Annotated in this window: 10 protein-coding genes; 6 read left to right on the forward strand and 4 right to left on the reverse strand. The window is 45.6% G+C overall.

Translation table 11 applies throughout. From position 1 onward, the window contains the following. Positions 1 to 148: 148 nt before the first annotated feature. Positions 149 to 1,069, reverse strand: coding sequence for a ribokinase (gene rbsK, locus QUA04_RS27715; RefSeq protein WP_333263445.1), 921 nt, complete (start codon positions 1,067 to 1,069; stop codon positions 149 to 151). Between the two features lie 243 nt (positions 1,070 to 1,312). On the opposite strand from rbsK, the gene nblR reads away from it, so the two are divergent. The 4 genes from nblR to QUA04_RS27735 all read left to right on the forward strand — a co-directional run bounded on the left by nblR (position 1,313) and on the right by QUA04_RS27735 (position 3,678). Then, positions 1,313 to 2,008: a response regulator transcription factor NblR gene (gene nblR, locus QUA04_RS27720; protein WP_006632044.1), complete on the forward strand. Its 696-nt coding sequence runs from the start codon at positions 1,313 to 1,315 to the stop codon at positions 2,006 to 2,008. A gap of 117 nt (positions 2,009 to 2,125) precedes the next feature. Continuing rightward, positions 2,126 to 2,641: a DUF192 domain-containing protein gene (locus tag QUA04_RS27725; RefSeq protein ID WP_333263448.1), complete on the forward strand. Its 516-nt coding sequence runs from the start codon at positions 2,126 to 2,128 to the stop codon at positions 2,639 to 2,641. A 493-nt stretch (positions 2,642 to 3,134) separates the two neighbouring features. After that, positions 3,135 to 3,347, forward strand: coding sequence for a hypothetical protein (locus tag QUA04_RS27730; RefSeq protein ID WP_333263451.1), 213 nt, complete (start codon positions 3,135 to 3,137; stop codon positions 3,345 to 3,347). A gap of 115 nt (positions 3,348 to 3,462) precedes the next feature. After that, entirely contained in the window at positions 3,463 to 3,678 is a 216-nt protein-coding gene (locus QUA04_RS27735; protein ID WP_333129524.1) for a DUF2949 domain-containing protein, read from the forward strand. Positions 3,679 to 3,733: 55 nt separating this feature from the next. On the opposite strand, the gene QUA04_RS27740 is transcribed toward QUA04_RS27735, so the two are convergent. Both QUA04_RS27740 and QUA04_RS27745 read right to left on the reverse strand, forming a co-directional pair. Then, on the reverse strand, positions 3,734 to 4,891 hold the full coding sequence (locus QUA04_RS27740; protein WP_333263454.1) for an alanine--glyoxylate aminotransferase family protein: 1,158 nt from the start codon (positions 4,889 to 4,891) through the stop codon (positions 3,734 to 3,736). Between the two features lie 78 nt (positions 4,892 to 4,969). Beyond that, on the reverse strand, positions 4,970 to 5,215 hold the full coding sequence (locus tag QUA04_RS27745; RefSeq protein WP_041623669.1) for a DUF5340 domain-containing protein: 246 nt from the start codon (positions 5,213 to 5,215) through the stop codon (positions 4,970 to 4,972). Between QUA04_RS27745 and QUA04_RS27750 the strand changes: the two genes are divergently transcribed. Then, complete coding sequence (locus QUA04_RS27750; protein WP_333263457.1) at positions 5,214 to 5,402, forward strand: hypothetical protein; 189 nt, start codon at positions 5,214 to 5,216, stop codon at positions 5,400 to 5,402. The genes QUA04_RS27745 and QUA04_RS27750 overlap by 2 nt on opposite strands. Positions 5,403 to 5,565: 163 nt before the next feature. On the opposite strand, the gene trpC is transcribed toward QUA04_RS27750, so the two are convergent. Next, on the reverse strand, positions 5,566 to 6,465 hold the full coding sequence (gene trpC / locus QUA04_RS27755) for an indole-3-glycerol phosphate synthase TrpC (RefSeq protein WP_333263460.1): 900 nt from the start codon (positions 6,463 to 6,465) through the stop codon (positions 5,566 to 5,568). A gap of 640 nt (positions 6,466 to 7,105) precedes the next feature. On the opposite strand from trpC, the gene QUA04_RS27760 reads away from it, so the two are divergent. Continuing rightward, complete coding sequence (locus QUA04_RS27760; protein WP_333263463.1) at positions 7,106 to 9,226, forward strand: NACHT domain-containing protein; 2,121 nt, start codon at positions 7,106 to 7,108, stop codon at positions 9,224 to 9,226. Positions 9,227 to 9,266: the final 40 nt, after the last annotated feature.

Below are 9,266 nucleotides of genomic sequence, written 5' to 3' on the forward strand. Positions count from 1 at the left end.
ATTATACTGATGATCGGTAAAAAAGTCATGGTGGGGTTCATGAGTATTTATACTCATCGCAAAAGTGACACGCTCCCAAAATATTTCCTTACCGAAACCCCTGACTTCATGCGTCGGGAATTCTGTCTTCTGACTCCTTCTCATAAATTCAAATTAAATTCTGCAAAAATTTATCAAAGGTTGCCCGATCGGGCATAGCACCTTGAGCACCCACTTTAGTTGTGCACAGAGCGCCCGCTGCTGCGCCCCACCGCACCGCCTCTGACAAGGACAGACCGGCATCTAATGCGGAGGCCAACCCGCCGTTAAAAGCATCGCCAGCAGCCACAGTGTCGATCGCCTCCACAGCAAAAGCCGGTACAAAAAAGGTTTCATCCGCCGTAACAGCAACAGCCCCGCGATCGCCCAATTTGACAATAACATTCTTGACCCCGCGCTGCTGCAAGTGTTTGGCAGCTACAATCGCTGTTTCCGTGTCATTCACCCGAAAACCGACTAACTGGCCCGCTTCCACTTCATTCGGCGTGATAATGTTAATTAGCGGATAAAGTTCGATCGGCAAATCCGCCCTAGCCGGTGCTGGATCGAGAATAACTCGCACCCCCGCTTGATGAGCAATTTTCGCAGCTTTTTGGACAATTTCCAGGGGGATTTCTAACTGTAACAGCAAAGATGTAGCTGCTGCTAACAGTTTTTGGAGATGTTCTATATCTGCTTCACCGACATTATTGTTCGCGCCCGGAATCACAATAATATTATTTTGACCTGTCTCGTCTACGGCGATAATTGCCACTCCTGAATGAGTGTTTTGGTCTATTAATACATTGTGTGTATTTACACCATAAGATTGTAGATTTGTCAATAATTCTTCAGCAAACTTATCGTTGCCGACGCGACCGATGATGTGGGTGGAAGTGCCGAGACGGGCGGCGGCGACGGCTTGATTTGCTCCTTTGCCGCCGCCTGCCGTGAAAAAATTGCTACCGATGATTGTTTCCCCTGGCTGTGGCAACCGGGGAGTTTTTGCTGCTAGGTCGATGTTGATACTGCCGAATACGATGATGGTCATAAATTATTCAATTTGGTAATTGGTAAGCTGTAGCGCATTTAATTTGTAAGCTACTTTTTACTTAAACTCTTGTGGGGCGGGCAGGATAGCCCGGGGCGAGCAAGCTTCAATTTAAATGCCAAATAGCTTAATTGGTAATTGGTAATTCTCCCATTCTCTCACTTTCCCCCTCTCCCTCTCTCCCCCTCTCCCTCTCTTCCTTAAGACGTGCTAGAACAGTTATGGTCTCCACTGGTCAATTCAATGGCAGCAATTACTCTCGATCGCAATCCCTGTGTCCTGCTAGTTGAAACAGACGAAGTTCTCGCCGGACACTTGAGTCTAGACTTAAAATCCTCCGGCTATGAACCCGTAGTAGCTTCTAACACCGCCACCGGCCAAAATTTAGCTCATGAATTGCAGCCTGCTTTGATTGTAATTGACCGGATACTTGGCGCTGAGTCGGGGCTATCACTGTGTTCTTACCTCAGAAGTATTGGCAATCGGGTGCCGGTGCTGCTATTGGTCGGTCGTGATACAGTTGACGATCGCGTAGCTTGTCTGGAAGCTGGGGCGGATGATTATTTTCTTAAACCTTACCGCACTGAGGAGTTTTTGCAGTTGGTGCGCTTGTATTTGCAGCCGGATAACAGCAGCAACGAACAATTGAGGTTTGGCGATTTAGTTTTGGATTTGGCCTCTAGGCGGGCCCTACGCAATGGACGGGCGATCGACCTGACGATGAAGGAATTTGAGCTGCTAAAGTATTTGATGGAACATCCCCGCGAGGTTTTGACTCGGGAACAAATTCTGGAAAATGTTTGGGGTTACGACTTTTTGGGCGAGTCGAATGTGATTGAGGTGTACATCCGCTATCTGCGCCTCAAGATAGAAGATGAGGGCGAAAAGCGTTTGATTCAGACGGTACGCGGTGTTGGCTATGTGATGCGGGAAGCTTGAAGCAGTCTGTTGACAGTTGTCAGTCGTCAGTTGTCATCACTCAACGCAGTTAACAGTTAACAGTCAACAGTCAACAGTCAACAATTCCCAATCTAAAATCTAAAATCTAAAATCAATATGAATTATTTAACTAATTTGCTCGGTATTGGAGTAAGTATATTTTTGCTGGGATGTTCGCCGACTTTACCGATCGCGAATGCTGGTGCTACTGGTATTTTGGCGGATCGGTCTCCGACGGCGAAAACATCGGGTCAAGTGCTGCCTGTTTCTGCTAGAGCTCGGATAGGCGATCGCCCAATCGAACTCGAAGTGGCGAAAACACCGGAACAACAGGCTATGGGTTTAATGTACAGAACTTCTTTGCCGGATGACAGAGGAATGCTGTTTGAGTTTAAACCGGCGCGAGGGGTCAATTTTTGGATGAAAAATTGCAAGATTTCTCTGGATATGATTTTTCTGCGGGATGGGGTGGTTGAGGCGATCGAAGTTTCTGCACCTCCTTGTACTGCTGATCCTTGTCCTACCTACGGGCCCGATACTGCTGTCGATCAAGTTATTGAACTCCGGGGCGGGCGAGCTGCTGAACTCGGTGTCAAAAAGGGCGATCGTATTGAAATCGAGTTTTTCCAGTAAAACTTCGGACTCTTTCAGTAAAACCTGCAGACAGACACAATCCCCCGCTTTCCATCGCCCAGAGATCCCCCTGCCTTCGGAATACCGGATAAAATTTAGAAACTTTACAAAAATTGATTAAATTTGTTAAGATATTAATGTAAGATTCAGTACAAACACCCAAAGATTTGCTACGATGTCGATCTCAGTCAGTCAGGACTTGAGCTTGTTTCCGGAAGCTGTAGATTCTTGGTCGCAGGTATGAGACGAGTCAGCGACTCGTTACCAATCCTGAGAGACGATACTCAGCCTCAAGGTGTAGCAACACGAAAAGAAATTCTCTGGAAGTTCTGGCGATCGAGCTAAATCTACTAAACCTATCTAAAGTAATATGCTACGAGCCAAGTTAATTGGCGGTAATTGGCAAACTTAACTTCTGGTAGCAGTTTCGGGTTTGATCGAAATATCTAACTAATTTTGCCGAAGTAGATTTGCGGATTCTGCATTTCGGCAGATGAAGTTAAACTCTGAACCTGGTTTAGTAGTTTTAGGTAGCAGAATTTATTCTGATTCGCGCTGCAAAGATGCCGAGGTATTCAGTTTAGGTTCGATCGCAATTACCAGTCGATCGGGCAGAAATCATCAAAATTGCAAAACCTTTCACTTTTTGGGAAAGGTTAGCTTGTGCGCTCGCACTCAGCATTACGTTTGGCAGTTTAACCGCTAATACTGTTTTAACAGCTATCTACGGTAACAAGACAAATTTAAAACTGGCTTATTACTCATCCAAAACATCAGGTTCACATCAGAAAATGGTGTCCTATACTTAGAGGTGAAATCACATGGCACCCGCTACATACACTCGATTAATTCGATTTTTACAAGAAGATTTGGCAATTTCTCCCGCGTCAATTGCTGTCGCCGAACGTCGTGGCGGTGACAAACAGCGCCAGCGCGATAAAGACCCGGATTCCTTGCCGATGGTTCTGTGGCAATACGGTTTAGTCACTCTCGAACAGTTGGATAAAATCTTTGATTGGTTATCCGAAGCATATTAAAAGGATTTTAGATTTTAGAGAAAATCCAAAATCTAAAATCCTTTTACAACTAAGATTAGGATTCAGCCAAGAATTTGGCAGCAGCGGCAACGCCGGCACCAGGAGTGTAGCCTTCATGGCCCAATTCTCGCAACACGACTTCTAAAGAGGAAATTGCTGCTAGAATATCGCGATCGGACACAAAGCCTAAATGGCCGATTCGGAAGATTTTACCTTTCAAATGGTCTTGTCCGTCGGCGAGAGCAATGTCAAATCTTTTTCTCATCAAAGTCCGCACTTTTTGAGCATCTACGGATGCTGGCGGCATAACCGAAGTAATCGCAGGGCTGGCGGCATCGTCAGCAGCAAACAACGGCAAACCTAAAGCTTTTACAGCAGCGCGAGTAGTGGTCATCAACCGTTTGTGCCGCGCGAAAACATTTTCCAACCCTTCTGTTTTCATCATCTGCAGCGATGCTTGCAGGGCAAAAAACATATTGACAGGGGGAGTAAAAGGAGTGGTATTTTTGGCAGCGTCTTTGCTATATTTGCCTAAATCCAAATAATAGCGGGGCAGTTTCGCAGTTTTGTAAGCTTCCCAAGCTTTGGGACTGACGGCCACAAAACCCAAACCTGGAGGAATCATGTAAGCTTTCTGAGAACCGGAAGCAATGACATCGATGCCCCAAGCGTCCATCGGAATATTGACAGCGCCTAAGCTAGTGACAGCATCGACCATAATTAAAGCTTCACCGTGGGCCTTAACGTGGCGGTTGATGGTTTCGAGGTCGTTGAGGACGCCCGTGGAGGTTTCCGAGTGGGTGATGATGACAGCTTTGATTTGCTTCTCTGTATCTGCTTCGAGTTTTTCGCGGAAGTGTTCGGGGTCTAAAGGTTGGCCCCACTCGGCTTTAATAATTTCGGCGTTTAAACCGTAAGCTTCGGCGACTTCAGCCCAACGTTCACCAAATTTGCCGTTAGTGCCGACTAAAACTCGATCGCCCGCACTCAAGAAATTAATTATCCCAGCTTCCATCGCCCCGGTACCAGAAACCGTTAAACTCAGCACGTCACTTTTTGTTTGGTGCAGCCATTTGAGGTTTTCGGTACATTCTGCAAAAATCGCGTCAAATTCCTTGCTGCGGTGGCCCATCGGGTGTTTTGCCATCGCTAACAATGCCGCTTCAGGCACCGGTGTCGGGCCGGGAATCATCAGCATTAATTTGTTGTCCATAATATTGTCCTAAGTTTTTCTGTGGGAGTTATATAGAATAAATCAAATACGATACGTCTCGTCGCTACTCTAACTTTTTTAACTTTTAACTCCCTTGTGGTTAATTTCATTTAGAGACCAGCGATGTTCTACCGCTAAGTTTGATCGCTCGCAGCTTTGTTCTAATTGCTTTTGAATGGCAAGGGCTTTACGCAGTGTAATAATAAGTTGGTGCACTTGTTGCTGCTGCGGCGATTGTGGACTGACAGCAAACATCGTTTTGCGTTCTAACAATTGAAGTAGCAATTCATAATGAATGTACGAAGGAAGGGGGATTGGCTCCATGAAAGCTAACATACCTCAGCGAACCGACACCCCATTGCAATTGCATGAGGCATCACAGGTGAACATTAGATGCCCGATTGTTTATTTGTTTTCTAACCGTACAATAACCCCTGCTTTGCCGATCGAATATTCGGGGCTGGGTGCGTTGGACACGCTAAATTTGGCGATCGACAGGCTTACAGAATAGATTTAATTGCTTTCTGGCAAAATATTTCTATGCAATATAGCTTTCAGTGCTATTTCTTTTTTACAGTAGCGCTTGAGTCGATGCAGGCTAGAAATTCTCATTATTTACCTACTTAATCACTTTTTATCAGAATTAAGGGTGCTTTGTCAAGCGGTCTCGCCTTTCACAGGCTCGGAGGGCGATCGGCAAGGGAGGCTAAAGCGGCGCCTGGATCGGGCTGCTTGACGAGAGATTCGCCGATGAGAACGGCTTGGGCTCCGGCGGTGGCAACTTTAGCTAGGTCGTCGGGAGTGTGGATTCCTGACTCGCTGACGATGAGGATGCCTTTTGCTTGGATTGCGGTTTGTCGATCGGCTAATAGTTGATCGGTAGTTTCTAGGCTGACGGAAAAGTCTTCTAGGTTGCGGTTGTTGATGCCGATCAGGTTGACGCCTTCTAAGGTTAATACTCGATCGAGTTCTTCGAGAGTGTGAACTTCTATTAAAGCTGTCATGCCCAGAGTCTTGACAATTTTGACAAAATATTGTAAGTCTTTGTCAGATAGAATGGCGGCGATTAACAAAACAGCATCAGCGCCGTGAATGCGGGCGAGATAGATTTGGTAGGGATAGATAATAAACTCTTTGCAAAGCAGGGGTAAATCGACGGCGACACGGATTTTAGCTAGGTTTTCAAAGCTGCCTTGAAAGAACTTTTCATCGGTGAGTACGGAGATGCAGCTAGCGCCGTTTTGTTGGTAAGCTAGGGCGATCGCCACTGGGTCGAAATCTTCGCGAATTACGCCTTTGCTGGGGGAAGCTTTTTTAACTTCGGCGATGATAGCGGGTATGGTTTTGCCGTTTTTAAGGGCAGCAAGAAAGTCGCGGATGGGCGGTGCAAACGGGAGTTTTTTGTGAAGATCGGCTAACGGGGTGCGATCGCGCTTTTGGGCTACTTCAGCTTCTTTTTCCCAGACAATTTCTTCGAGGATGTGCTGGGGTTCGGCGTCGGGTACGGCGATTTGGTAGCTGAGGTAGAGTACGGAGACTGATGTGCTGGGGGGACGACGGCGGATTTGAAGCATTGTTACTGGTTGATACTAAGGATTATTGTAGGGGCGATCGGGCTTTTTGCAATTGGCGAGTAAGGATTGAAGTCGCAGCGATCGCAGATGCAGCGATTGAAATCGCCCCTACAAAGGCAAAACCCGCCTGCGCGGGTTAAATTGCACAACTCTGGCGTTGCGCGGACTTTAATTGTGTAGCGACAGGTTTCAACCTGTCGCACCGATTGTTATGTGAAAATTCCCAAATTGCATTTGTAGAGACACGATCGATCACGTCTCTACAAGATGCGAAGGTTACTGAGACTTTTTGTTCAGAAAAATGACAACTTTCTGGGAGTCTTGTTTTTTAACTTCCCTTCTGCATTGACTCCGGATCTTAGTTCGCGATGGGGGAGAATCATAGTAATTTTTTTCCTCGCCCCAAGGAAGACTAAGTTGCACCGCGACGGGTTGATATTCAGAGACTTTGTATCCTTTGGAATTAGCCATCTTTTTTCTGTGTCAAGTAGTGGTTTGGATTGAGGAAAATTTAGTTGGCCAACCTCGCTTCCTACATTTCTACAATGATTGATTTGTCATCCTTTCACTAGATCGGCTTCCGATCGTGCATATTTCGATCTAAAATCGATCTTGACAATTGCTTAATTCAGGTGTAATCGTGGCCAAGCTCAAGGCTTCTCAGCAGGGAATAGCAAAAATTAAGCAGGCAAGGAATGAAAAGGGGTGGACAGTAGATGACCCCAGATGCCTTGTGGAAGCTAGTAAAGTTTTGGAACCAAAGAAAATTTGGCAAGAAGGAGGCCCTTATGCTGACGGTTGCTCCGAAGGAAATTGGAAACGTTTTCTGTACGGAACAGCAACCGTTAACACTGAAGTTTTCAAGGCTTTCTGTAGAGTTTTAGGGGTATCTTGGGAAGAGATTGTCGATCGCACTGTTGTCGCTCAAGATTTCGCTGTTGAGCACACTCCCGACAAGTGGCAGGAGGTTTGTCGCCGGATGCTGCAAGAACAGAAGCGGCTAAGCAGCAATAAGCTAATGCCTCGTCAGATGGAACGCGATCTGATTGATGAAAATATCTATGTAGATTTGACCTTAGTGCAGCAGGAGCAAATCCAAAAGGTTGGAGGCGACTCATCACCTGAACAGGGTTCGCTGTTGTATGAGTCAACGGGGTACAGCAAAAGCGAAAGATTTGAATACAACCAATTTCTCACAACACTCCTCAGCACTAAGAAAAACGATCGAATTGCGATCATTGGTGAACCAGGAGGAGGGAAAACCACGCTTTTACAGAAAATCGCTTTCTGGCTGTTAGATAAGACAGATGATTTGGTGATTTGGGTTTCTCTAGGACGTTTAGCGACCAATGCAATTGATTACATATTTAATGATTGGCTGCGAGATGCAGAGGGAACAGTCACTGAAAACTTGCAGGCAGCTTGGAAAAGTCAGTTGGAACAGCGGCAGGTGTGGTTACTGTTAGATGGGCTAGATGAAATGGCAGCAGAGATGCAGGAAACCTTATCTGCAAGAGGTTTGCTGACTCATGTGCGGATAGTAACAAGTTGTCGGTTGAATGTTTGGCAGGCTAACCCCCGCATTTTGGATGGCTTTGAATTTTATATTACTCAACCGTTCACATTTCCCCAGGTAGAGCAGTTTATCGAGAAGTGGTTTAGTAAAGATAACGCATTGGGCGATCGCTTGTGGCAAGCAATTCATCAACCAGGAAAGGAACGGATTAAGGATTTAGCCAGAAATCCTTTAAGGTTGACGCTGTTGTGTGCAATTTGGCAAGGGCGAGATGGCGATTTGCCTGATACAAAAGCGAAATTATATCAAAAATTTGTCGATAAAATCTTTGAGTGGAAAGCAGAGTATTTCCGCCTAGACTCTAATAATCAAGAGCGGCTGAATGCTAAGCTGGGAGAGTTGGCGAGAGAGGCGATCGATAAAGAACCTACTCGGTTTCGCTTGCGACATAAATTTGTCTGTCAGCTTTTGGGCAAGCCAAAGGATAAAGATTCTCTGCTGCAATTGGCCCTGGATTTGGGTTGGCTGAATCAAGTGGGAATGGATGCAGATGAACCTGAAGAACCCGTTTATGCTTTCTGGCATCCCACGTTTCAGGAATATTTCGCGGCGCGTACAATTGATGATTGGAACTTTTTCCTGAATCACATTCCTGACAACCCCAAAGACTCTCAAGCAAGTTACCGAATTTTTGAGCGCCAGTGGAAAGAGGTTATTTTATTGTGGCTGGGGCGCGAGAATGTACGAACAGAGAATAAGGAAGCGTTTATTAAGGCTTTGGTTGAATTTCAAGATGGATGTCGGGATTGTATTTTAGATCACAAAGGTTTTTATGAATACCGAGCGTATTGTTTAGCAGCCATAGGTATTGCTGAGTTTAAGGAATGTAGCTGTGCTGATGCAATCCTATCACAATTGATTAGATGGGGATATGGTTATTTCAATTTAAAGATACAGATGTGGGTTGGGGAAAGTTGCCCAAGTTCAGAATTAGCGAGGGCTGCATTCCAAGAGAGCGATCGCAGCCGAACCATCCCTGCTTTAATTAACCTGATGCTTAACAGTACCACTGATGCTACTAATGGTTTGTTGGCAAATATGGTTGAGAGTTTGGGCAAAATTGGAACTGGCAACCAACACGCAATCGATGCGCTGCTTGATTTGATTCGTACCACTTCCAATATCTATCCAGATCCATTTATTGAAGGAAAGTATAGCATTTCTTACAAAGGTGAGGTACAATAACAGCAGTGAGTAAACCAATTCCAAATATTTGCTGATGTAA

The sequence above is a fragment of the Microcoleus sp. S13_C5 genome (assembly GCF_036700845.1).
In the GTDB taxonomy this organism is placed as follows: Bacteria; Cyanobacteriota; Cyanobacteriia; order Cyanobacteriales; family Microcoleaceae; genus Microcoleus.

What these genes read in the sequence shown, in the direction of transcription:
- nblR (WP_006632044.1), top strand. Translation starts at nt 1,313, where the DNA reads ATGGCAGCAATTACTCTCGATCGCAATCCCTGTGTCCTGCTAGTTGAA.
- trpC (WP_333263460.1), bottom strand. Translation starts at nt 6,465, where the DNA reads ATGCTTCAAATCCGCCGTCGTCCCCCCAGCACATCAGTCTCCGTACTC.
- QUA04_RS27750 (WP_333263457.1), top strand. Translation starts at nt 5,214, where the DNA reads ATGAAAGCTAACATACCTCAGCGAACCGACACCCCATTGCAATTGCAT.
- QUA04_RS27740 (WP_333263454.1), bottom strand. Translation starts at nt 4,891, where the DNA reads ATGGACAACAAATTAATGCTGATGATTCCCGGCCCGACACCGGTGCCT.
- QUA04_RS27735 (WP_333129524.1), top strand. Translation starts at nt 3,463, where the DNA reads ATGGCACCCGCTACATACACTCGATTAATTCGATTTTTACAAGAAGAT.
- QUA04_RS27730 (WP_333263451.1), top strand. Translation starts at nt 3,135, where the DNA reads ATGAAGTTAAACTCTGAACCTGGTTTAGTAGTTTTAGGTAGCAGAATT.
- QUA04_RS27725 (WP_333263448.1), top strand. Translation starts at nt 2,126, where the DNA reads ATGAATTATTTAACTAATTTGCTCGGTATTGGAGTAAGTATATTTTTG.
- QUA04_RS27745 (WP_041623669.1), bottom strand. Translation starts at nt 5,215, where the DNA reads ATGGAGCCAATCCCCCTTCCTTCGTACATTCATTATGAATTGCTACTT.
- rbsK (WP_333263445.1), bottom strand. Translation starts at nt 1,069, where the DNA reads ATGACCATCATCGTATTCGGCAGTATCAACATCGACCTAGCAGCAAAA.